At 51.8% G+C, this 20,916-nt stretch carries 22 protein-coding genes and 1 pseudogene; all 23 read right to left on the bottom strand.

Annotation, left to right across the window (positions count from 1 at the left end):
* Positions 1–101: 101 nt before the first annotated feature.
* A complete protein-coding gene (locus B5E77_RS12680) occupies positions 102–959 on the bottom strand; it encodes a MerR family transcriptional regulator (protein WP_087165732.1) in 858 nt (285 codons plus the stop codon).
* Positions 960–1,075: 116 nt separating this feature from the next.
* A complete protein-coding gene (locus B5E77_RS12675; RefSeq protein WP_162609695.1) occupies positions 1,076–1,720 on the bottom strand; it encodes a DUF3786 domain-containing protein in 645 nt (214 codons plus the stop codon).
* 75 nt (positions 1,721–1,795) lie between these two features.
* Positions 1,796–3,715: a DUF2142 domain-containing protein gene (locus tag B5E77_RS12670; RefSeq protein ID WP_087165730.1), complete on the bottom strand. Its 1,920-nt coding sequence runs from the start codon at positions 3,713–3,715 to the stop codon at positions 1,796–1,798.
* Between the two features lie 28 nt (positions 3,716–3,743).
* A complete protein-coding gene (locus tag B5E77_RS12665; protein WP_087165729.1) occupies positions 3,744–4,070 on the bottom strand; it encodes a branched-chain amino acid transporter permease in 327 nt (108 codons plus the stop codon).
* Positions 4,067–4,756 carry an AzlC family ABC transporter permease gene (locus tag B5E77_RS12660; protein WP_087165728.1) on the bottom strand — a complete coding sequence of 230 codons (690 nt, stop codon included), beginning with the start codon at positions 4,754–4,756 and terminating at the stop codon, positions 4,067–4,069. Before B5E77_RS12660 ends, B5E77_RS12665 begins: the two co-directional genes overlap by 4 nt.
* A 41-nt stretch (positions 4,757–4,797) precedes the next feature.
* On the bottom strand, positions 4,798–5,220 hold the full coding sequence (locus B5E77_RS12655) for a hypothetical protein (RefSeq protein ID WP_087165727.1): 423 nt from the start codon (positions 5,218–5,220) through the stop codon (positions 4,798–4,800).
* A 111-nt stretch (positions 5,221–5,331) separates the two neighbouring features.
* On the bottom strand, positions 5,332–6,390 hold the full coding sequence (gene hisIE, locus B5E77_RS12650) for a bifunctional phosphoribosyl-AMP cyclohydrolase/phosphoribosyl-ATP diphosphatase HisIE (protein WP_242963739.1): 1,059 nt from the start codon (positions 6,388–6,390) through the stop codon (positions 5,332–5,334).
* 34 nt (positions 6,391–6,424) lie between these two features.
* The gene (hisB, locus tag B5E77_RS12645; protein WP_087165725.1) at positions 6,425–7,012 is read right to left on the bottom strand and encodes an imidazoleglycerol-phosphate dehydratase HisB; all 588 of its coding nucleotides are present in this window, start codon (positions 7,010–7,012) and stop codon (positions 6,425–6,427) included.
* A gap of 1 nt (position 7,013) precedes the next feature.
* Entirely contained in the window at positions 7,014–8,315 is a 1,302-nt protein-coding gene (gene hisD, locus B5E77_RS12640; protein ID WP_087165724.1) for a histidinol dehydrogenase, read from the bottom strand.
* The gene (locus tag B5E77_RS12635) at positions 8,312–9,391 is read right to left on the bottom strand and encodes an acyltransferase family protein (RefSeq protein ID WP_087165723.1); all 1,080 of its coding nucleotides are present in this window, start codon (positions 9,389–9,391) and stop codon (positions 8,312–8,314) included. Before B5E77_RS12635 ends, hisD begins: the two co-directional genes overlap by 4 nt.
* Before the next feature lie 67 nt (positions 9,392–9,458).
* On the bottom strand, positions 9,459–10,142 hold the full coding sequence (gene hisG / locus B5E77_RS17690; RefSeq protein WP_087165788.1) for an ATP phosphoribosyltransferase: 684 nt from the start codon (positions 10,140–10,142) through the stop codon (positions 9,459–9,461).
* Positions 10,143–10,148: 6 nt separating this feature from the next.
* A pseudogene (gene hisZ / locus B5E77_RS17685) lies at positions 10,149–11,114 on the bottom strand (ATP phosphoribosyltransferase regulatory subunit); the annotation flags it as partial.
* Positions 11,115–11,588: 474 nt separating this feature from the next.
* Positions 11,589–12,116, bottom strand: coding sequence for a Holliday junction resolvase RecU (locus tag B5E77_RS12620; protein ID WP_087165722.1), 528 nt, complete (start codon positions 12,114–12,116; stop codon positions 11,589–11,591).
* A gap of 1 nt (position 12,117) precedes the next feature.
* A complete protein-coding gene (locus B5E77_RS12615) occupies positions 12,118–13,122 on the bottom strand; it encodes a DUF362 domain-containing protein (RefSeq protein ID WP_087165721.1) in 1,005 nt (334 codons plus the stop codon).
* Between the two features lie 155 nt (positions 13,123–13,277).
* Entirely contained in the window at positions 13,278–13,745 is a 468-nt protein-coding gene (locus B5E77_RS12610; RefSeq protein ID WP_087165787.1) for a VOC family protein, read from the bottom strand.
* 51 nt (positions 13,746–13,796) lie between these two features.
* On the bottom strand, positions 13,797–14,891 hold the full coding sequence (locus B5E77_RS12605) for an RluA family pseudouridine synthase (protein WP_087165720.1): 1,095 nt from the start codon (positions 14,889–14,891) through the stop codon (positions 13,797–13,799).
* 15 nt (positions 14,892–14,906) lie between these two features.
* Positions 14,907–15,506 carry a hypothetical protein gene (locus B5E77_RS12600; RefSeq protein ID WP_143468634.1) on the bottom strand — a complete coding sequence of 200 codons (600 nt, stop codon included), beginning with the start codon at positions 15,504–15,506 and terminating at the stop codon, positions 14,907–14,909.
* 56 nt (positions 15,507–15,562) lie between these two features.
* On the bottom strand, positions 15,563–15,916 hold the full coding sequence (locus B5E77_RS12595; protein WP_087165718.1) for an arsenate reductase family protein: 354 nt from the start codon (positions 15,914–15,916) through the stop codon (positions 15,563–15,565).
* A 74-nt stretch (positions 15,917–15,990) separates the two neighbouring features.
* On the bottom strand, positions 15,991–16,248 hold the full coding sequence (locus B5E77_RS12590) for a helix-turn-helix domain-containing protein (protein ID WP_087165717.1): 258 nt from the start codon (positions 16,246–16,248) through the stop codon (positions 15,991–15,993).
* A gap of 15 nt (positions 16,249–16,263) precedes the next feature.
* On the bottom strand, positions 16,264–16,917 hold the full coding sequence (locus B5E77_RS12585) for a GOLPH3/VPS74 family protein (protein ID WP_087165716.1): 654 nt from the start codon (positions 16,915–16,917) through the stop codon (positions 16,264–16,266).
* 188 nt (positions 16,918–17,105) lie between these two features.
* Complete coding sequence (locus tag B5E77_RS12580) at positions 17,106–17,753, bottom strand: site-2 protease family protein (RefSeq protein ID WP_087165715.1); 648 nt, start codon at positions 17,751–17,753, stop codon at positions 17,106–17,108.
* A 191-nt stretch (positions 17,754–17,944) separates the two neighbouring features.
* Positions 17,945–20,659, bottom strand: a complete 2,715-nt coding sequence (locus tag B5E77_RS12575) for a DEAD/DEAH box helicase family protein (protein WP_087165714.1) — start codon at positions 20,657–20,659, stop codon at positions 17,945–17,947.
* A complete protein-coding gene (locus B5E77_RS12570) occupies positions 20,656–20,871 on the bottom strand; it encodes an ADP-ribosylglycohydrolase family protein (protein ID WP_330394695.1) in 216 nt (71 codons plus the stop codon). Before B5E77_RS12570 ends, B5E77_RS12575 begins: the two co-directional genes overlap by 4 nt.
* Positions 20,872–20,916 lie beyond the last annotated feature (45 nt).

Here is a 20,916-nt window from a genome sequence, read left to right as displayed (position 1 = left end):
TTCCTGCATTCAGCAATTATAGTTTATCATAGCAGTCTGAAATGGAGTGTCAACAGATTTTATACTTTCTTAATTCTTTTTAGGGTCTTTTTACCAGAGCGTCATTCCCGATACGCACTGGTCTGACGGATGTTCTGATTCAGCTCTTTAAGTCCCAGCGCCAAAAGTATCAGGAGAACTCCTGCATCCACCGCAAGTATCGGAAAGACGCCGATTGTAATATATCCATGGGAATAAAAGACAGTAAATATTTCCACAGTCAGCCCCGCAAAGCAGATCCCGTTCACCGCGTATTCCGCGATAAGTCCTCCGTGGAGACTGTTTCCAAGCGTCACATAGAGATAGGGAATCAAAATCATGCGCCATACGATTGTAACGGCCGGGTACACAAAAATACTTTCTCTGATTCCCATGGTAACGGCAGCGCCCTGATTCCACTGAATTGGAATCTCTGCAGGAAGACCTGGATAAACAAGAATACTGACCAAAAGACTTAAGAAAAACAGGATGCGCCATGTCTTAAAGCTTCCCAGACGGTGCAGAAGACCCGCAAAATCATAACGAAGAAGCTCTCTGCCGCGCTCCCAGTAATCCTCCGTCTCTGTGGTATACTGCTCCACATCCAGCTCCTCGAAGCTGACCGGACCGGATTTCAGCAGCTTCTCACAGGCAAGCGCGGACGCTTCCGCCGCCTTCAGATTTTCCTTCAGTTTTTTGCTCTGCCGCTCCACTGTCTGATACAGGGGCAGCTTCCCGGATATGATTTTCCCGATATCCTCCACAGAGATTCCAAGCGTTCTTAAGAACGCAATTTTCTGAATGCAGTCCACATCCTCTTCGGAATAATTCCGGTATCCGCTGCTTTTCTCCCGGGAAGGCTTAAGCAGGCCTTCCTTTTCATAAAACCGGATGTTTGAGCGGGTCAGCCCTGTCCTCTCTTCTACTTCTGCGATTGTCATATGCGCCGCCTCCTGACGTTTCGGGTTTTCTCCCTCTTTCTGGCTTCATTATAGGGTATAAACCCGGTTTACAGTCAAGGAATTCCGCATAAAAATCCCGTTCCTTTCTTTTCCGCTCACATGTTTTCCTCTATTCTTTCCAGAAGATGCGACATGGCAAACCACACAGTCTCATAATGCATATATTCCAGCATATTTTTATCGGTGAAGAACTGCAGGCTCGGCGGAAATTCTTCGTCCGAGTTCCAGAACTGGAATATTACCGGAAGGAAGTCAAAAAGCGGGATCTGATAAGCCACATCGCCCCGTCCGGCCTTCACGCCGCCCAGGCTCTCGCAGGCGGCAGAAAGCGCACGTTCTCTGTGGTCAAACTGGAAAACCTTCCCGGAAAACAGGCCGTCTCCCACGGAACTGGCGCTTCCTGCCATGACAGAAGAAAGACTCTGCATGTTCACAAATTCCCCGGACAGGCAGCAGTCATCCCTGGAATAGCAAAGCACATCATAGATCGTCATGGCTTCATTATAGCCTGCTTCCTGAAATGTCCTCAAATGATCGCCGGAACCGCTGACAGTGCCATCTTTCCGGTCTATCCGGTAATCTTTGCTGACAAAACGGATAAATATCGAATCTGTATCACTCCCCAGATGAAATTTCTGTATCATCTTCTCCTGATTATATTTCAGAAACTCCTTCTGCATCTGCCGCTTCATGATTTCATAATTGGATGTACGACCGCTGCTTTGATTCTGAGCATTCATATGTCTGTCCTTCCTTTCCGGCATCAACTGCCACTTACAGTCCCTGTAGCGCAGCAGGCGGCTTACGGCAGCCTCCTATGGCAGCACCACCGTATCCGGCACCAGGTTCGGAATTCCCACATGCCAGAAGCAGTACAGGGAAAGGACGCAGGTACATACAAGCACTGTCCGCAATACCTTATCCTCCCATACCCGCTCAACCCGGGATATCAGGTAGGCGATAAAGAACAGGATCGGCAGCAGGTACCGCCCCTGAGGCTGGAAGTCCACGAACCAGGAGTTGCCCACGATCAGCACGTACTGGATAAAGCAGGTGAAAGCCACAGCCGCAATTTCCCAGCGGTAAATGGCTTTTTTCTGCTTCCAGAGGCGCTGAATCGTGCGTCCCAGCAGCACAAGGTAAAGAATACCCATAACCAGATAATACCAGTCTGCTTCCCCAAAGGCATAGCTTCCGAAGAAGCCTGCGAAGGTGCGGAACAGGTTCGTATGGAAATCGTACTGGGTCAGCAGCTCTCCAAGAGAAATACCCTTCTCAAAGAACCGCATGGAATAGGCGGCTTCCATGGCCGGTGTGGATGGTTTATAGCCATACTCGGCCTTCTGCTCCGTCACATCCAGAATTACGCCAAGCTTATCGAAGCCATAATACGGAAAGTCTGTAATCATATAGCGGATGGCAAACAGTCCCAGGGTAATGCCTGCCAGAATCAGATATTTGCGGAACAGAGGTCCTCTTTCCTTCTTCTCCTGAAACAGCATCCGGATCAGCAGAATAAAGAACAAGAACATCAGCACCGTATAGAAGGTAGCCTTGGCCCAGAATATGTGCAGGAATAAAATCGAAAGCAGGGCATAATACAGGATGTGCCGCCTCCGGAAGCTTTCTCTTAAGACCCGGTTCAGCATACTGTCCTTCTCAATCAGCTCATAGAGGCACAGGAAACCCATGAAAAAGTCCAGGGCGTCTGAGGTCGAATAACTGAAGATGTACCACACCTGGGGCGTCAGCAGAAATACGAACAGAAGCGCGTAATTTTTCCGTATGTTTTTTATGACGAGCCCTGCCATCATGCCGAAAATAATCAGGCTGAACAGACGGATCTGCACTGCCGCGTCTGAAAAGAACTGTCCGATCTTCCCTGCGTAAAAATAAAACATATTGAATTCGAAATGACGGGATGTGCCGTACACCGGATAGCTGTCGTTGATGATATCGCTGCGGATATCCGGCGGCATAAAATGCGTAAAGTAATAAAGGACCGCCGCTTTTACGTCATACTCGTCCGGATTCAGCCAGAAGGGACTGCGAAGAGCCGTGTAAACGACCATCAGCACAGCGCCCAGCACGCCGGCTAGAAACAGAAGACAGCTAATTTTCACAAGCCGGGAGCTGTCCCGCACCTGAATCAGCACCCAGCGTACCAGAAGCGCCAGAAGCAGAATCAAAAGGCCGGACACAAGCCAGCCCAGAAGGAATACCGGGAGGCTTCCCTGTGTATAAAGCTTCTGGAATTCTGCCGTGGGAAGAAGCTGCGGATCTTCTCCTGTGACAGAAAAGGTAAAGGTATCCGTGTCAGAGAAGGAAACCTGCTCATTTCCGGAGAAATATTCCTTCAGTTCTTCTCCTTCCAGAGAAATTACCACGATTCCGTTTTTCCGCACAGTCAGGCTGTCTACTGTCAGTTCCCCTTCACTGTAAGCCTGATCCACCGGATCGATCCGCTTTAAGGAACAGTGGTTTCCATACTTTAAGTCCAGCCAGGAAATCCGGGCTACGCCGCTGTTGACCACGCGGCTTTTGGCGTCGGAAGCGGACACATTTTCTCCGGGACCGGCAAAAACGGTCGTGATCACCTCTCCGGACGGATCCTCCGCGTAAGTCAGCGTAACCGTCGTATATACAGGAGTTACCACAAGGCAGATGAGAAGCCAGAGCAAAGCAGCGGCTCCCGCCAGCACCCATTTTCGGTTTCTTATCGATTTCAGCATCATTTCATTTCTCCAAATCTGTTTTTACCGTTTAAAATACCACCTGCACCAGGGACATATAGCAGGCGGTTCCCGCCGCAATGCTTAAGAGCACATTCCGCTTCCAGACATGCAGCAGGGCTGTGACTGCCACAGACACGAATTCCGGAATTCCGTGGGAAGCAGAAAAAAGATCTGCTCCCTTCAGACAGTAGACCACCAGAGTAGCCATAATCGCAGGCGGAAGAATCTGCCCCAGATACTCCACTGCTTTGGGCACCTGGCGCTTTCCGCCAAACAGCACAAAGGGAATCAGTCTGGTAATCAGGGTGCAGACTGCCACAAGCAGAATGATGAGCAGCGCCCGTTCCTTTATCATGCTTCCTTCACCTCCTGCTCAAGTCTTCCCCGCAGCCCCATCAGGACGCCTACCGTAATAATCAGGGACGGCAGGATGAAATTGTTTCCGCCAAAGATCAGGAGGCAGACGATGGCAGAAATAAGGCCGGCGACGGCAGGCAGATGAGACTTAGCCTCACGCCACTGATCCACAAAGATGGTAACAAAAAGGGCCGTCATGGCAAAATCGATTCCCGTCATGTCGAAGGGCAGAACCTGCCCCAGAGCGGCTCCTGCCACAGAGCCTGCGATCCAGTACATCTGATCAAACAGGGAGATCAGAAACATCGCTTTTTTCTCATCCACCCCCGCAGGCGTCTTTAAGGAACAGAGCAGGGAATAGGTCTCGTCGGTCAGGGAAAAGACCATGTAGGGATAGGTCTTCATCTTCCGGAATTTTTCCACAAAGCTCAAGCCGTAAAAGGCATGGCGGCTGTTGATCAGAAGGGTCATCACCGCCACGGCCGGAAGGCTTGTCCCTCCGCCAAGGAAGCTGACCAGAACAAACTGAATGGAGCCTGCATAGACGATTGTGCTGGCAAGCAGCGCCCACCAGAAGCTGTAGCCCGCTTCCTGCAGCAAAAGTCCAAACGCAAGCCCCAGAAAAAGATATCCCAGCATCACCGGGATGGTTTTCAAAAACGCAAATCTGACTGTCTCTTTCATCTTGGGCAACTCTCACTTTATCCTTGTATTTTTTCATAAGCTCAGGTGACGGGAAGCTCCTCTCCGGAACCCTCTTTCTCCTCTTCGCCCGTCTCCTGCGCGGGGCCTATCGATTCCCCGCTCTCCTCATCTCCCTCCCGGGAGTCTTCTTTCGTCTGAGTGCTTTCGTCTTGCTCCGAACCGGACACCCAGACAGAATTGATGGCATTTGACCATGCCTCCTGCAATTCCACTTCATCTGTCATATCGCGCTCTATCTCTGCATAAATCCGGCTGCTGTCCACGGTTCCCACAGAAGCCTTCGTGTAGTCCAGAATCACATAGGCCACGAAAAGACAGAGGCTGACATAAAAGCGGATACGGAAAAAGGCGCCGCCGGACGGCTCCTCCGCTTCAGGCGCCTGACCGCGCTGCTCCAGCAGCAGCTTCCGGTACTGGCCGCCCCGTCTTTCATTTTTTGCCATAGCCGCACTTCCTTATTCCTGTCTTCGTTTACTCTATCCTATGAGACAGGCGGAAAACATATGAAAAGGAAGTTTTCACAGCAGGGGCCTTTTTAAGGCCCCTGTGCAGCGTCAGCGGTTGGCAAGCTCCGCCGTGATGTCCTCCCAGGTCACGCCCCGCTCCACCATCAGCACCATGGCATGGTAAAGCAGATCGGACATTTCATACTTGATTTCCTCCGGGTCAGGATTTTTGGCCGCAATCACAAGCTCAGTAGCCTCTTCTCCCACCTTCTTCAGGATTTTGTCGATGCCCTTTTCAAACAGGTAATTCGTATAGGACCCTTCCTTCGGATGTGCCTTCCGGTCCGCAATGACCTTATAGACATTTTCAAAGACCTTCAGCGGATTCGTATCCTTGTATTCCGTCTTCGCAATCTCATGGAAGAAGCAGGACTTATTTCCGGTGTGGCAGGCCGCGCCAGTCTGGGACACCTTTGCCAGAATCGTGTCCAGATCACAGTCCACAACCAGCTCCTTCACATATTGGAAATGGCCGCTGGTGAGGCCTTTGACCCAGAGCTCCTGACGGCTCCGGCTGAAATACGTCATCTTTCCTGTCTCAATGGTCCTGTTGAAGGCTTCCTCATTCATGTAGGCTACCATCAGAACCTCGTCCGTCCGGTAGTCCTGAACCACCACAGGAACCAGGCCATCCGGGCCCAGCTTGAACTCAGACCATTCCATATTGCAGTTCAGCGGATTTAAACGCTCCTCAAAGGGCTTCAGCTCATTGATATAGATCAGCTCGCTGACATACTCCTCCACAAGGGCAGCAGGAGCGCTGACTACATCAGAGCTGTCCACGGAGGCTGCGATCTTCTCTTTTCCGAACCGTTTGGAGGCTTCCTCCGTCAGGTCAATGTTATCCTGCCGCGCATAATTCAGAATCACCTTCTCACAGCCGGCATAAAGATATTTCTTCACATCCTCCAGCCTGCGGATGCGGCCGCCGGCCTTCACGGGAACCTCTGCCGCACGGCAGATCTCCTTTAACGCTCCGATGGAAAGCTCGTGATCCCCATCCATGTCAGACAGATCAAAGACCAGAATCTCATCAGCGCCATTGTCGCTGTAATATCTGGCAAGGACGGACGGTTCCCGCTCTTCTCCCTTTACCTTTCCGGCCATCAGCCGGATGACAGCTGTGTTTCGTTCACTCATATCAAAGACTTCCTTTCGTTGACAATACATCTGTTATCCTCGGGTCATGGGCCACAGCCATATCGAGAGCCTTGGCGAAGGCCTTGAACATTCCCTCGATCATATGATGGCTGTTCCCGCCTGAAAGCATCTTAAAATGCAGGTTCATGCCTGCGCTGTAGGAAATGGCATAGAAAAATTCCTTTACCATCTGGGTATCCATCTCTCCCACCCTTTCTGTGGGAAATTCCGCGTCGGAGACATAGTACGGACGCCCTGACAGGTCCAGCGAGCAGAGCACCAGAGACTCGTCCATAGGAAGAATACAGGTTCCGTAGCGCACGATTCCCTTCTTGTCTCCCACTGCCTCCCGGATGGCCTGGCCCAGTACAATTCCCGTATCTTCTATGGTATGATGGCAGTCCACCTCCAGATCGCCCTTCACATGGCATTCCAGATCAAAGAGCCCGTGGCGGGCAAACCCGTTCAGCATATGGTCGAAAAAGCCGATTCCCGTGGAAATATCCGCCTTTCCGCTGCCGTCCAGATTCAACCGGACTGCGATATCTGTCTCTTTTGTGGTCCTTGTGATCGATGCGGTACGCTCCATATCATACCTCCTTTTTCTCAAACCTGACTGCGACCGAGTTGGCATGGGCCGTCAGCCCTTCCGCCTTCGCGAAGGTTTCGATATCCTCATGCACAGCCTCCAGCGCTTCTCTGGAATAATATACAATGCTTGATTTCTTGATGAAGTCGTCCACACTTAAGGGCGAGAAGAACTTCGCCGTTCCGTTCGTAGGAAGCACATGGTTCGGTCCCGCGAAATAGTCTCCCAGGGGCTCGCTGGCATATTCTCCGATGAAGATAGCGCCCGCGTTCCGGATCTTCGTCATCACCTGGAAGGGATCTTTTGTGACGATCTCCAGATGCTCGGACGCGATCTCATTTGCCGCTCTGATGGCTTCCTCCAGATTCTCCGCAATCAGGATGTATCCGTAATTCTCCAGGGATTTTTCCAGAATCTCTTTTCTGGTCAGCTGCTCCAGAAAACCGTTTATCTCTTCCTGCACCTTCTCTGCCAGCTCCCTGCTGGTCGTCACAAGAATCGCGGAGGCCATCTCGTCGTGCTCCGCCTGGCTTAAGAGATCCGCCGCCACATAGCGGGGATTGGCTGTCTCATCAGCCAGTACCAGGATCTCACTGGGACCGGCGATGGAATCGATGCTCACAAAGCCATAGACCGCCTTTTTCGCCAGAGCCACGTAGATGTTTCCAGGGCCCACAATCTTGTCTACCTTCGGCACGCTTTTCGTTCCGTATGCCAGAGCCGCGATCGCCTGGGCGCCGCCCACCTTGTAGATCTCATCCGCTCCGGCCTCGCAGGCTGCCACCAGCGTATTGGCGCAGACCTTTCCGTCCTTTCCGGGCGGGGTCGTCATGATGATCCGCTCCACTCCCGCCACCTTGGCCGGCACAATGTTCATCAGCACGGAAGACGGGTAGACCGCCTTTCCGCCCGGGACATAGACGCCGCAGGATGCAAGGGCGCTGATCTTCTGGCCCAGAAGCGTGCCATCCGGCTTGCTGTCAAACCAGCTGTACCGCTTCTGCTTCTCATGGTAGCTGCGGATATTGACAAGAGCCTTCCGGATGACCTCCAGAAGCTCCGGGGCCACGAGACGGTACGCCTCTTCGATCTCTTCCTTTGTGACGCGGATGCTTCCGGCGTCCATATGCACGCCGTCAAAGCGCTCCGTATAGGAAAACAGCGCCTTGTCCCCGTCCCTTTTCACATCCTCAATGATCGCGTTCACCCGATCCGCATACTCCCCGTAGTGGTTGGGGCTTCTTTTCAACAGCTCGTCCAGAAGATTTTTCCGGCTGTTCTCATCCAGTGTGATAACTCTCATGACTTCCTCCCAAGCAGATATCCGAAATATCGGTTAAAAATCCAGACAATCGGAATCTCCGCCACACAGACCAATACGGCTACGCCCAGGTTAAAGACGGCCTGAGGCAGCGGGATCCGGTTGTCGATAAAAAACATTCCTAACGATACATAGTATACCACGAAAAACGTGGCATGTGTACACATAATCACAAGCGAGTTTTTTCCCAGCCAGGCCAGGAACCGGCACGGCGGAAGGGCCCGGAGCAGGCCGAGCAATCCCGTGCAGGATAAAAACGCAGCCAGATAGTGCAGCGGCTCTACATAAAGATAATGGAGATCAAAAAACGGGAACAGCAGAGCCAGCAGGGCCCCCGGCGCCAGAAGGAGTGAAAGCCCAAGGCAGGCAAGCCGGCCCTTTCTTTTCTTTCCCGGAGCCTCCCGGCCGTCTGCCCCGCCGCTTTGGAAGCACCTTTGCTCCAGCGCGCCCAGATACCAGCCCATCAGCAGGAAAGGCATAGCCAGAATTCCCCGGAGCAGCGTAATCACCAAATCCAGGCCCGCATAGCCCGCAAGGCTTAAATCCATAGCCACGTAGCTGTCAAGACGGAAGCCAACCGTCACCGCAGACGCGGCCACCGTCAGAATAAGCACCGCTGCATTGCGGAAAGCGGGCCTTAAGCATCTTTCCAGCAGAAGGAACAGGGCTCCCGCGATAAAATAGGCTGGCAGGAACCACAGAATATGGATTCCATAACCGGTAACCGCGTCTACATACTGCCTTGCCAGCTGAGAAGACGTCAGGCTTCCCGAATCCAGCAGATACCCCAGGGTATTCATAGTCAGCAGCATAACCGTAAAGGAAGCGTAGGGAATCAGCGTTCCCCTCGCTTTTCCTGCAAGGGCCGAAAAAAATGGACGCCCTTCGTCCCGTTTTACATAAGCCAGAATCCCCCCTATCACGAAAAAAAGCGGCATGTGAAAGGAAGAGATCCATTTCAGGGTATCCTCCTGAATATATTCAATATGGCCCAGGACGACGAGAAAAATCCCGACGCCCTTTGCCATATCCAGATAAGTCAGTCGTTTCTGCGGCATGAAATCCTCCTGTCAGTCGTTTCCGAATCCGTCATCCAAAATACAGGCCTGCCCAAGCGCGCGCCTGTCAGGAGAGCGCTGCCTTCAGCTCCCGGATCAGCCCTGTGATCCGCTCCGCTTCCATCTTCATGCTCACCTGATTTACCACCATGCGCGCAGAAAGCGGCATGATCTCTTCCAGCACCTCCAGGCCATTCTCTCTTAAGGTGGAGCCTGTCTCCACAATATCTACGATAACCTCGGAAAGTCCCACCAGAGGGGCCAGCTCGATGGAACCGTTCAGCTTGATGATCTCCACGGTCTGGTGCTTTTGATTGTAAAAATAATCCTTGGCGATATCCGGGTACTTGGTCGCCACCCGGATCTGCTCCTGGTGCGCCAGCTTTTCCCGGGCGGAAGCCGGTCCGCAGACACACATCCGGCACTTGCCAAAGCCCAGATCCAGCACCTCGTACATCTTCCGGCCTTCCTCCACCAGCGTATCCTTTCCGACCACGCCAATATCCGCCGCGCCGTACTCCACATAGGTCGGCACGTCCGGCCCTTTCGCAAGGAAAAACTTCAGCTTCAGCTCGTCGTTGACAAAAATCAGCTTCCGGCTGTCCGGATCCTTCATTTCCTCGCAGGTGATTCCCACCTTCTCCAGAAGCTCCAGCGTCTTCTTCGCAAGGCGCCCCTTGGTAAGCGCAAAGGTCAGATACCGCGTCCCCTCTGGTCCTGTCGCCTCTTTCCGGGTCTCGCTGCTGTTCAACGCTCTCTGGAGCTGATCCACTACAATGGCAAAGCCGACAGCTGGCAGCTCCCGCCCGAAATGGGAAAGGAGGCTGTCGTAGCGGCCTCCCTTGGCCACCGGCTCGCCATAGCCGTAGGAATACGCCCGGAACACAATTCCGGTATAGTAATTGTATTTGCTCAGCATACTCAGATCGAAACTGATATATTTTTCAAAGCCTTTCTCCTTCAGGCCTCTGTAGATATCCTCCAGGCGGGAAAGAGCCTGCAGCGCTTCCGGGTTGTCCGTAAGCGCTCTGGCCTTCTCAAGGGCCTCCGCAGAGCCGGAAAGAGTAGCCATTTCCAGGAAGGTCTCCCGCAGCTTCGGGGAAAGCTCATAGTCTGCAAGCAGCTCCTCCGCCGCGAACCGGTTCTTGTCGGAGATCAGACGGCGCAGGCTCTCTTCCGCTTCGCTCCCGATGCCTGCTTCCTTCAGAAGTGCCTTGAAAAATTCCACCTGCCCCACGCTTACCTGAAATTCTTCCAGGCCTGCCGCCTTCAGGGCTTCCACGAGCACCGACAGAAGCTCCACGTCCGCAGAGACGCTTTCCTCCCCCATGAGCTCCGCGCCCAGCTGCGTCGTCTCCTTGAGGCGGCCCTGATATTTGTCGTAGTTGATAAAAGTATTTCCCATATAGCAGAGACGAATCGGCGTCTCGTCATGGAAATATTTCGACACGGCACGGGCGATGGACGGCGTCATATCCGGACGCAGCGCCAGCGTATTGCCTTCCTTGTCGAAAAATTTATAAAGCTCCCGGGAGGGGACGGTTCCCACTTCCCTGGAAAATACATCGAAGAACTCAAAGGTGGGCGTCTCAATGCCCTGGTAGCCGCGCTCCGCGAGGACACGGTAGAGAAGCTGCTGCAGCTCAAACTTCTGCACAAACTCGCTGCCGTAAATGTCCCTCACACCCTCCGGCGTATGTAAGATCGGATTCTGGTTTTTCATATCGGTGACCGCTCCTTTAGCTGAAATCTATCCTGTATTGTAACATATTCTGCCGGAAATGTGCAACGTGCAAAAGGGGGCCGACGGCGCGTCTTACCCGCTTCAGTGACTTTTCACCAGCCTGTCTGCGTATCAGATACATGTTCCAAAACACAAAAAATGACCACAAATCCCCGTAAATCAGGGTTCCATGGTCATTTGGCTCTTCAGACACCGAAGATAACTGTCTGCCCTTGTTTCCGTATCAAAGACGGATACATTCACTGTTTTCTCAAATATTTTACCGCACACATAATGATTAGAATGGATGCCGCCATTTCCAGAAGGAATTTGATACTGTTTAAAATGATTGATATATACGCAAACCCCATACGCAATCCCCCTCTTATCAGGAAAAATCAGAAATGTATATGTCATAATAATTATAGCATATACAATAATTCCTGTAAACGCAAAAGGCTGTGAAAACTCACGCTATGCATCCATCATTTTCTGAATTCCATCCAGATAAGGCACCAGATATCCTCCGTGGGGGTTCAGCACAAATTCCGGTGAAAGCTCCTCGTGCCGGAAGCTTTTGCGCCCTCCGGCCGCCGCGCGGTCCCAGAACTCCCGCATCCTCTGATAAGACAGATAGTAGAGCTCATTCCGGTGGGAAAAGAAAATAATCAGAAAGGCAACTCCCTCCTGCCGCTCAAAATCCTCCATAAATTTCACCTGATGCTCATGAATGTTCTGAAGCGGAAAGGTGTCGCTGTCACACTCCTTGGCATCGAAGCAGACAGGGATGCCCTGAACTGCCCCGATGTAATCCACCGTACTTTTCTGATCGAAATATGCCAGCGTAATATGGCGGTGCTCCTTATCAATTTTGATCGGCGTAATAGGCGTAGGAACCTTCTGAATCAGCGCGAGCCCCTGCTCTCTGTATTTTTCATTGGTCCGGTTGATCAGATCCTCCAGCGTGGAACCGCGGAGGCCCCGTGAATTCCAGGTTGCCATACTACTCTGCCTGGAAGGGAGCCAGATCCTTCACTGCGTCCTGAAGTGAAATTTTCTGATCGCCATTATCAATATCAATCAGGCGGTATCTGTCATTTCCCATATGAAGCTCCTTCATGTAGCTGAGCTGGCGCAGGCCGTGTCGGGACTCAATCCGCTCCACCAGGGCGTGATGCTCTTCCTCCTTCATGGCGTACACCAGATCCACGCAGGCCTGATCCACTGCCAGGATATCGAGGGACGCCAAGATTCCTACATTGGGCGTCACCACCGGCTCTGCCGCCGTGCCCTCGCAGTCGCAGGATACGGACATATTCCGCATCACATTGATATAGCTGATATGCTCTCCGAAATGATCTACAACCGCCTTGGCTGATTCCGTCATCCTTTCCATAAATTCCTCATTGGAAATATCCCACATGTCATCGGATCCTGGCGTCGTGTGAATCATGGCCTTCCCGATACGGCCATCCGCGCAGCCGATTCCGATATTCTTATTTGAACCGCCAAAGCCACCCTTACTGTGCCCCTTAAAATGGGTCAGCACAAACAGGGAATCATAATTCAGAATGTTTTTTCCCATATGCATTTCTGTGAACCATTTACCACCCTTTACCGGAAGCGCCGTCGTTCCATCCTCATCCATGATGTCCACCGGGCAAAATGTCCATCCGTTCACCTTGAGCGTCTCTCTGTGGTTCTCTGTTGTATAGCGGCCGCCGTCGTAATAGGTATTCGTCTCCACGATTGCAGCGTCCGGAAGCTCCTTTTGAATCAATTCCTGCACCCAGGAACGCGGAATGATGTTGGGGCCATGAGGCTCTCCGGTATGCAGCTTGATTCCCACTCTTCCGGTCAGGCCGCCATGGATACGTTCATAAATCCTCTGCAGCCCCTCTGCAGACAAATCTCTCGTAAAATATACCACGGATTGTGCCCCGCTTCTCTCCTCGTAAGGAATGTAATGATCTCCTCCGGTTCCCGGAACTGGTTTCTGATTTGACATTGAAAATTCCTCCTTCTCTTAAACTGACAGCAGGAAGCAGTCATTTTCTATATTGTATCATATTCCACCAGACTTTGGTATTGCCAGATTGTTTTACCTCCTCCGTCTGTGAAAAACCGGTCAGACAGTGGAAGCTTCCCCTGCCTGACCGGTTTCTAAAGCTCTTCGCAGATTTCTTTTAAATACTCCAGCGGATACTGGGTCCTGGCAGCCGTCTCCTCCAGAGACAGGCCGCTTTTATAAAGCCGCCTCGCCACGTATTCCATGGACTCGCCCACTTCAATCAGATGCCCGTCCGGATCATAGAGGCGGGCGACTCTCTGTCCCCAATCATGCTCCTTCAGGGAATGCAGAAAACGCACCTCCTCCGGATATGCCGCAAGCTTTTCCAGGAAGCTGTCCATATCATTCTCTTCAAAATACAGCTCTGCGTCGCTGTCGCCCCAGGTAAAGGACTTTCCGATCAGCCGTTCCCAGACGCAGGCTTCCTGCAGCGTCAATCCTTCTGTCAGAATCACATTTCCATCCAGATCGAGAATCACATCCAGTCCGAACAGCTCATGGTAAAACCGTTTGGAGCGTTCTATATCATTTACTACCAGCAAAATGTTTTTCAGCTTCATTTTTTCTCCTTTTATCTGCGGCTGCATAAGCGCCGTCAACACCTGTTTTTCTCACCTGCCTGAAGCCTTTTCACGCAGAATTGCATCAAATATCCCCGGAAGCGGCGCTGTGAATACCTTCCCCGACACCTCCGCCAGCGCGCCGGAAAGCTCCGGAAATTCCAGGCGGTACGCATGGAGAAGCTGATATTTCAGCCCGAATTCCCTCGAAAACAGCCGGTTGATTTCCGGCTTTCCATATTTGGCGTCCCCGATCAGCGGATGGCCAAGAGCGGCCAGATGGGCCCGGATCTGATGGGAACGTCCGGTCAGCAGATTGATTTCCAGATAAGTAAACGGCTTCCCAAAAAGCCGGAAGGTCTGAAGCGGATAATACTCGGTACAGATCGGCAGGGTTCCTTCCCGCTCTTCCTTCAAAACCTGCACCTGATTTGTGCGCTCATTTTTAAAAAGCCAGCCTTCTGCCCTTGTATTCTTCGCGATCGTCCCGGCGGCAATTGTGCGGTAAAATTTGTGCAGGCTCCGTGTCCGGAACAGCTCATTTAACTCCTGCAGGCCCTTAAGGCTTTTCCCGGCGGCCACAAGTCCGCTGGTATTCCGGTCAAGACGGCTGCAGATGCCCGGGCGGAAGCTCCGAAGGCTCTCTTCTGTAAGCTGGCCGGACTCCAGCAGATACTCTGTCAGATATTCCACGAGCGAAATGTCCGCAGGGCAGGCCTTCTGAGAGAGAAGGCCCGCAGGCTTATAAAAAAGGATCACATTTTTATCTTCATAGATGATTTCCGGACGCAGGTTTTCCGGAAGCTTTTCTGTAAGCCTCTGCGTGGATTTCTTCCGCGGTGAGCTCTTTCCTCCGCGTAAGGCTTCGCCGCGCAGGCCATCACCGTCTGCTGCAGATCTACTTCCTGATATGCCTTTTCCCGCAACAGAAGAAAAACCGTCTATGGTCTCATCCGCGAGAAACAGGCGGATCTCGTCTCCCAGGCTCAGATACTCGTTTCCCTGGGCCTTTTTCCCGTTCAGTGTAATATTTTTTTTGCGCAGCATTTTATAAAAGAAGCTTTTCGGAGCTTTGTCCATATACTTTTCCAGCAGGCGCAAAAGGCGCTGCCCGGCTTCGTTTTCTCCAACTGTTAAAAGGCGCATCCGCTTTCTTCTCCTTTACAGCGACAGTGATAAAACCAGCTGCCGGATACACTGCTCCCGGTTCATCCCCGGGAACCTCTCGTCCGGCGTAAACGGAATCTCCTCCGGATCCCGCTTTGCCAGGGCATCCACCCGGTCAAGATAAACCTTCAAATCCGGAAAAATATGCGCGTGAATCCCGGAAATGCCGTTTTCCTTCAGCATTTTTACAATATGATCCTGCACAGGCCTTAAATCTGTGTTTTTCATAGTCGTATAGCCTGCCACCTCATTTCCGCAGATAACCAGACTGTGAACGGGATAATTCTTCTCGTATGTAGTCAGAACCAGCTCATAGGCTCTGGTCAGCTTTCCTGCGTGGCTTTCGATTTCCTCATACAATTCCTTTGGCATGGAGCGCCGCTTCAGGAACATCAGAACATTTACCATCTCCTTGCAGGCCGGAAGGCAGCCGACGATAGCCAGAATCGTAAAATAATTCCGCTTTGTGCCTGTCGACACATAGCCCAGCACAAAAATGGCTATGGGTATCAGAAAAAACAAAAGAGTCTTTAAAATCTGGGATTTTTTATGGGAGTCCGTATAGCCCCATTCTCCCTTTTCCGGTTTACGCATGGGCAGCTTCTCCTTCTCTCTTATGCAATGCCGTCTGATGCAGGCAAAAGGCTGCTTTACAGCAGCTTTTCCCATTCAGCTTCCTTAAATCCCACCAGCACCTGTGCATCCGTCACGACAATCGGACGCTTCACCAGCATGCCGTCTGTGGCAAGAAGAGCGTACTGCTCTTCCTCGCTCATATTGGGGAGCTTCTCCTTCAGGTTCATATTTTTATAAAGCAGGCCGCTGGTATTGAAAAATTTCTTTAAGGGCAGGCCGCTTTTCTGATGCCATTCCTTAAGCTCCTGCGCTGTCGGATTCTGTTCTTTGATGTGGCGCGCCTCATAGGATACCCCGTGGCTGTCCAGCCATTTCTTCGCTTTCTGGCAGGTGGAGCAGGGTGGATACTGTAAAAATAAAATACTCATAGCCTTATCTCTCCTTTTTCATGTGTCTGTTGAGTTCTTTTGAATCAGATTCCATAAAATCCATATCCGGAATTTTATAGGCCCAGAATCTCATGAATCTGAGGGATCGTTTTCCCTTCCTCCCGGAGAGCCTTGATACGGGCAATACGCTCTATGGTCTTTTCCCTGGGATAACGCCTGGTCAGCTTCTCTTCCTCCTGCTCAAAGGGGAGAAAGCCTTCCTCCGTATAGAATTTCAGAGTGCTGTAGCGCACTCCTGTCAGCCGCGTGAGCTCTCCGATGGTCACGTATTCGGAAGCCAGAATCGCTTCCATACTTCTTTGTCTTGACATAACCGCGCCTCCTTGTCAGGTAGCTGCGACAATCAACAGAACAAACAGGTTATCAATGTCTTCCAGCACCTTCTGAAGCGCTTTTACCTGGGGATTCTCCTTAATTTCTTTCAGCCTGGCCTTCAGCGCCTTCTTTTCGTAAGCAGAAAAATACCGGGACAATTCACCGCTTTTATCAAGAAGGGCTGTCAGTGCTATGATATCCTCGGACAGCTCGCCATCCTCCAGAAGCTCCGCGCGGATATTCTGAATCACACGGTCAAGCTCCCTTTCGTCCGGAACATAAATGGTCTTTCCGCCGAAAAGCCCGCCCCTCTCTTCTGTGGCGCAGCCAGCTTCTACCAGGGATTTGCCGACCGAGTCAATTATTTCGTTAATATTCTGATCCGTAAAGGTGACGGAATTGCGTTCCATGATCTTTTTGAATTTGACTGGCTGCTTCTGCTCGATATAGGAATAGACCGGCCGCAGATAGCTCCTGCTGTCCGGAAGCTGGGTTCTTATGGACAGCTTGTCTTTTTCCTCCCGGGCAATCACTCCGTCCATCAGAAGCTCCAGCACGCAGGCTCCTGTCAGACACATGCCCTTTTCAATGTCGAAGGTCGAAATTTTCCCTTTGTTGCGCAGTACACAGAGCAGATATTCCTGGGTGAGCGACAGATTTTGCATATAGGTTTCCTCCTTATTCCAATGCGGCAGGCTCTTCCAGCCGGCTCCTGCTTATTTGAAACCGAGAAGCCCTGTTCTCGCCGCTTATTTCTTATTACTTACTACTTACGATATAAACATATCACGGCATATGGGCTCTGTCAAGTTCTTTTTTGTGAAAGGCAGTGTTTTATTCGTTACCGTTTTCCTCACAGATAGGAACTGCCGGCTCTGTACGGAAAGATCCCGATGCGCAGAATCTTCTTTACCAGCGACCACATTCCATTTAAAATTCCGGTATTGACATAGTTGATCGGGGTCCACAGAAGGCCAGTTACAAGACAAAGCACAAGGATCAGAGGCGCATATCTCCGGATTTTCGCAAAAAAGCGCCCGGCTCCCGGAATAAGCTCCTGCAGCACTTTGGAGCCGTCCAGAGGCGGAAGCGGGATCAGATTGAAGGTGCCAAGCCCGATATTGATCACGGCCAGATAGTAAAACCAGAGCATGATACTGCTTCCGTTCTGATAGAAAACTCCGTAGAGCAGCATCCCCAGGAAGCCGACCAGGTAATTCATGCAGGGACCTGCCAGGGAAACGAGGATAATCCCCTTTTTCCGGTTCTTATAATACGCCGTGTTGATGCGGACCGGCTTCGCCCAGCCCATCCGGAACAGGAGCAGGCAGATGGTTCCCCAGAAATCCAAATGCGCGAATGGATTGAGCGTCAGGCGCCCTTCTCTCTTTGGCGTCGGATCCCCCAGCCGGTAGGAAACATACCCATGCGCAAACTCATGCGCCGTAATTGCAATTAAAATTGCGGGAATTGTGTAAAGCAGTTCCCTGATATATGCCATAGAAAGCAAAAATCTCATATTATGCACCTCGCCCTGTAATTTAACATTTCATATCTGTACAGTCCAGTCCCTCTGTCTGCCTTTATTATATAGAGTCTCCGCTTTTCTGCATATAGACAAAACCACCGGAATGTAAAACCTGTTTACATTCCGGCGTTCCAGTAAAGCAGCCTCTTGTCTGCTTTCTTTTCTCACTCATATCGGCCTTTTGCCACTTTCTTTCCCCGCAGCGCGCTCTGGTTTTTATTGACAAACGATCTGGTTCTCGCCCGCAAAAGAATTTTGCGCCCCTCTGGCGTCCGTGTGTAGATAAGCCGGAATCTTCCAAGTGCGCCGCGCATATGCTTTTCAAATACGGCTGCACGCTCCTTCTGCTTTCCGAAAATCTCCGGCACCGCATAGTATTCGCCATTCTTCCCGAGTCTTCTGTCCCGTGACAGAAGATATCTGGGATTGTCAATGACGCCCCAAAGCTCTTCCATGCAGCAGGCGAACGTAGTCTTATCCCTCATGGTTCCGCCCTTCAGGTAAGTACGGATCAGCATTCCTTCCGCAGATTCCACCTCTGCCCTGCAATGCTCCGGATCTTCCAGCTCCCCGATCTCTATCAGCGCCCTGGACACACCCCGGCTGATATGCTTCATCCTCCGCTCCGGCGTACTGAACCGGAAAAGCAGGATTCCATACCTGGCAATGAGAACTGCCATCAGGACCATGAGAACTCCCAGAAGATTCACCTGCAGGGCGTTCTGTCCGCTGACACGCAGAAAAGAACGTGCCAGCTGTATCAGGATCGTCAGGATAATGTTTATGATCTCGATTCCCAGAGCATGAATAAAAAGATAGCTGGTCTTAAGCTCTTCCGCAGGAATCTCCTCCACCTGCTCCACTTCCATGCCGCCCCGGATTTCTGTCAACGACTCCTGCCACCGCCTGCGCAGGCCGTCTCTGTCTGCGGACCTGCTAAGCATCATCTGGTTGATCTCTTCCATCTTCTCACGGGAATCAAATTCCGGTATGTTCAGACGGGCGATCCCGCTCTCTATCACAGGCTCCTTCCAGGACACGCCCAGGAAGGAATCAAACCTTCTGACCAGCGTCTCATAGTCGCCGGAAAAATCGGCATGCCTCGTCTTCCCGTCCTTCTGCGGAAAAATGCAGGCCAGGTGCCAGATGTTCCCCGTCTTTTCCGGATGCTCCCGATCCGTCCGGATCGTCCGGCCGCGCATCTGGTTGCTCAGCATAAACGAGCCCACATAGGTCGCAAGAATCAGAGAATTGACGCAGGGCGCGTCCCAGCCCTCTCCCAGAAGGGATTTCGTCCCCACAAGGGCGTTGATGTCTCCCTGCTGAAAAAGCTCTGTCACGGCAGCCACCACATGGGTATTTTTCCCTTTCACCTGAAGCCGTCCGTAACCGGAATCCCGAAGCGGCGACAGCGTCCCCTCGCAGCCCTTTTCCGCCAGAAAGCGCTCCAGCTTCTCTTTTGTCTCCATCGGAACGATGACAACCGTACCGCTCAGGCAGCCCAGGCGGAGGCCCTCCTTCTGCATTCTTCTCAAATGCTCAAAAATGGGGACCGCGCCGATTTCAGAGGTCATGTCCTGATCCGTTCCCACAAGGGACAGCTTCTCTTTTTTGATGTAATCGCACAGAACCAGCAGGCGGAGCTCTTCTCCCTGAGCCTGATACTCTGCCTCTGCGATCCTACGGATGCTGTCCATCTTTCCGCGGCTTTTGACGAGCAGCTTCTGCATCGCATCCTTATGTGTCAGGGATACCTTTCCCCTGTATATGCAGCCTGCCTCCTTCAGCTCCCGGAGCAGTCCCTCTTTTTCCTCCCCGGATACCTGGTAGGACTCCGCGTCATCATACAGAAAGCCCTGCAGCAGGGCCTCCAGCCAGCTGTCATTAAGCCCCGGCAGCCTCCCCTTCGTCCCGATCAGCTCCATGAAATAGGGCGAAAATGGGATCCCCTGGGCCTGACAGAAAATGAGAAGCGCCGAAAAATATTTCGGATTGTCCAGGAACCGTTCCCCGTACTCCTCCGGATTTGCAAGTCCTTTGTGAGAGGCGATCATCCGGGTAAAGGAATCTCCTGTCAGGATCGCATTTCTGATTTTTTCCGTCTCATCCTGGTATTTTTTGATCTCCGCCAGCTCTTCCTTTACAGGCCAGTTAAAATACACATAATCTTCATGGGGACAGAGGCTTCCTTCCTTTACCAGCTCCGGCGTAAAAATCTCTTCATCGATTGGACCGCACAGATCAATGTAACGCTTCCATTGTCCCGGAGTGCTGTCATAGGGCGGCGTCGCAGTAAGGGAAATCACCGTCACTTCCTTCATTTCCTTCATAAAGGCTTCCAGCGCCTTCCACCACTCGCTTCTCAGATGATGCGCCTCATCCAGGCAGATGGTCCTCACTCCCGCAGCCTGAACTGCCTTAAAAATATCAAAATCCCGGAAATCTACCTTTTCTGTGTCCCTGTCTTCCTTTTCCTCCGTCTCTTTTTCTTCCGCCTCCTCCTCATCTCCGGCCGAAAGCTCTCCCCGATCATGCTTCATCGCACTGTACAAAGCCTGGTAGGTCACAGCAGTGACTGCTTTCATGTCCTTCAGATCGTTTGACAGGATTTCCTCCGGCCTGTACTCTGCGGTAAGAAAACCGCTTGCAATACGTTCCAGCCACTGCTGCCGGATCGTAATGCTTGGAGACAGGATCAGGCACGGCTCGCCCAGACGCCGGATCAGCTCGATTCCAAGCGTCGTCTTTCCCGAGCCAGGCGCGGCCACAATATGCAGCCGTTTATCCTGCAGATATTTCTGCGCATTTTCCAGAACTCTCTCCTGATAGGTTCTCCATTTTCCCTGAAACTGTAAAACGCCGTCGTAAATATTCTTCATTTTTTCTCCCACCGTCTGAGTACATCCTTTAACGGTTCATCCAAATAGGAATACGCTTTCTCTTTTATCCATTCGGGAATCCCGTAGGCAGCCCCGGCTATGCTGCCGGTGATGGCAGCCAGGGTATCGCTGTCGCCGCCAAGGGAAATGGCGTTGCGGATGGCGTCCTCAAAGTCTGTGCTTTCCAGAAATGCGGTAATCGCCTGCGGCACAGTGCCCTGGCATCAGATTGGCTATAATCAAATTTTATCATTTTC

The organism is Lachnoclostridium sp. An131, assembly GCF_002160825.1.
Taxonomy (GTDB): domain Bacteria; phylum Bacillota; class Clostridia; order Lachnospirales; family Lachnospiraceae; genus Laedolimicola.
The sequence above is the reverse complement of the archived record's forward strand: the minus strand, read 5'-3'. Positions and strand labels throughout refer to the sequence as shown.

Excerpts from the sequence above, each read along its gene's own strand:
- B5E77_RS12675 (WP_162609695.1), bottom strand. The coding sequence starts at position 1,720 with ATGAATGCTCAGAATCAAAGCAGCGGTCGTACATCCAATTATGAAATC.
- B5E77_RS12665 (WP_087165729.1), bottom strand. The coding sequence starts at position 4,070 with ATGATAAAGGAACGGGCGCTGCTCATCATTCTGCTTGTGGCAGTCTGC.
- B5E77_RS12670 (WP_087165730.1), bottom strand. The coding sequence starts at position 3,715 with ATGATGCTGAAATCGATAAGAAACCGAAAATGGGTGCTGGCGGGAGCC.
- hisIE (WP_242963739.1), bottom strand. The coding sequence starts at position 6,390 with ATGGCCGGAAAGGTAAAGGGAGAAGAGCGGGAACCGTCCGTCCTTGCC.
- B5E77_RS12615 (WP_087165721.1), bottom strand. The coding sequence starts at position 13,122 with ATGTCAAATCAGAAACCAGTTCCGGGAACCGGAGGAGATCATTACATT.
- B5E77_RS12595 (WP_087165718.1), bottom strand. The coding sequence starts at position 15,916 with ATGAGTATTTTATTTTTACAGTATCCACCCTGCTCCACCTGCCAGAAA.
- B5E77_RS12660 (WP_087165728.1), bottom strand. The coding sequence starts at position 4,756 with ATGAAAGAGACAGTCAGATTTGCGTTTTTGAAAACCATCCCGGTGATG.
- B5E77_RS12620 (WP_087165722.1), bottom strand. The coding sequence starts at position 12,116 with ATGGCAACCTGGAATTCACGGGGCCTCCGCGGTTCCACGCTGGAGGAT.
- B5E77_RS12610 (WP_087165787.1), bottom strand. The coding sequence starts at position 13,745 with ATGAAGCTGAAAAACATTTTGCTGGTAGTAAATGATATAGAACGCTCC.
- B5E77_RS12590 (WP_087165717.1), bottom strand. The coding sequence starts at position 16,248 with ATGTCAAGACAAAGAAGTATGGAAGCGATTCTGGCTTCCGAATACGTG.
- B5E77_RS12585 (WP_087165716.1), bottom strand. The coding sequence starts at position 16,917 with ATGCAAAATCTGTCGCTCACCCAGGAATATCTGCTCTGTGTACTGCGC.
- B5E77_RS12635 (WP_087165723.1), bottom strand. The coding sequence starts at position 9,391 with ATGCCGCAGAAACGACTGACTTATCTGGATATGGCAAAGGGCGTCGGG.
- B5E77_RS12600 (WP_143468634.1), bottom strand. The coding sequence starts at position 15,506 with ATGCGTAAACCGGAAAAGGGAGAATGGGGCTATACGGACTCCCATAAA.
- B5E77_RS12655 (WP_087165727.1), bottom strand. The coding sequence starts at position 5,220 with ATGGCAAAAAATGAAAGACGGGGCGGCCAGTACCGGAAGCTGCTGCTG.
- B5E77_RS12680 (WP_087165732.1), bottom strand. The coding sequence starts at position 959 with ATGACAATCGCAGAAGTAGAAGAGAGGACAGGGCTGACCCGCTCAAAC.
- B5E77_RS12575 (WP_087165714.1), bottom strand. The coding sequence starts at position 20,659 with ATGAAGAATATTTACGACGGCGTTTTACAGTTTCAGGGAAAATGGAGA.
- hisD (WP_087165724.1), bottom strand. The coding sequence starts at position 8,315 with ATGAGAGTTATCACACTGGATGAGAACAGCCGGAAAAATCTTCTGGAC.
- hisB (WP_087165725.1), bottom strand. The coding sequence starts at position 7,012 with ATGGAGCGTACCGCATCGATCACAAGGACCACAAAAGAGACAGATATC.
- B5E77_RS12605 (WP_087165720.1), bottom strand. The coding sequence starts at position 14,891 with ATGCGCCTTTTAACAGTTGGAGAAAACGAAGCCGGGCAGCGCCTTTTG.
- B5E77_RS12580 (WP_087165715.1), bottom strand. The coding sequence starts at position 17,753 with ATGGCATATATCAGGGAACTGCTTTACACAATTCCCGCAATTTTAATT.